The following is a 966-nucleotide window of genomic DNA, read 5'->3' on the forward strand; positions in this document are numbered from 1 at the left end:
CCGGACGCGTTGATTGCCTCGTTGCTCGGGGGCACGGAATGGGCTGCCGGGTCGGAGAGGCGGCGGCGCTGAGAGCCTCGTCCCGGCCAACCGGGGCGAACCTGTTCAACGCCGTACCCATCGCCCGGTTCATCCTGTCGTGACGATGGCGGGCGCCTCGTCCTGTCTGCGGTGCGCGTGCAGAGCGTGGGTCGCCAAGCAAGCGCGTGCGCCATGATGCAGCCGACGGCGCAGGTCGTGGCGGGTCGGAGCCTTCCCTGTGGGACATGCTCTCTCCCGACATGCCCGCAAAGCCTCCGACACGGCCTCTCCTCGGGTGGGTCTGGCGCCGGTCCGGCCCTGGTCGGCAACGGCTCCGCCGACCTTCTTCCCCTGACCGCAAGCGGTCATTCCTCGCGGGACAACAAGCTCGGCTACCGCTGTCCTGCGCTGCGCTACGGCCCTGTCGGGTGCCGCCGTCCGCCCCGTCGCCCCTCGACCCCCATCGAGGCCGCATCGGGCGGCTTCGAACACAACAGGAGAGACGACAATGGCCCAGATCGGCACCTTCACACGCGACGACAACGGCACCTTCGCCGGCACGATCAAGACCCTCACCCTCAGCGTCAAGGCCACCATCCGACCTTGCGAGCGCGACAGCGACAAGGCGCCCGACTACCGCGTCACCGTAAACGGGATCGAGTTCGGTGCAGGGTGGAGCCGAACCGCCCGCGAGACCGGAGCCGAATACCTCTCGCTCAAGCTCGACGATCCCTCCTTCACCGCCCCCGTCTACGCCTCCCTCGTCCAGGGCGAAAAGGGCGAGCACAAGCTCATCTGGTCGAGGTAGCCGACAAAGGGCGCTCCGCTCCATGCGGGGCGCCCGAAACCCCCGGCGTTATGCGCAGCAATCCCCGCCAAAACCCACAGAAAGCCAGACCTCACAGCACAGCGCTTCGCATAATCCCACTCTCCGCATAATCGACG

1 protein-coding gene is annotated in these 966 nt (G+C 67.6%); it reads left to right on the forward strand.

Annotation, left to right across the window (positions count from 1 at the left end):
- The first annotated feature begins 529 nt into the window (after window positions 1-529).
- Window positions 530-829: a DUF736 domain-containing protein gene (locus tag GTW51_RS23340; RefSeq protein WP_163046406.1), complete on the forward strand. Its 300-nt coding sequence runs from the start codon at window positions 530-532 to the stop codon at window positions 827-829.
- Window positions 830-966 lie beyond the last annotated feature (137 nt).

Source organism: Aurantimonas aggregata (assembly GCF_010500835.1).
Taxonomy (GTDB): Bacteria; Pseudomonadota; Alphaproteobacteria; order Rhizobiales; family Rhizobiaceae; genus Aurantimonas; species Aurantimonas aggregata.

What these genes read in the sequence shown, in the direction of transcription:
- GTW51_RS23340 (WP_163046406.1), top strand. Translation starts at nt 530, where the DNA reads ATGGCCCAGATCGGCACCTTCACACGCGACGACAACGGCACCTTCGCC.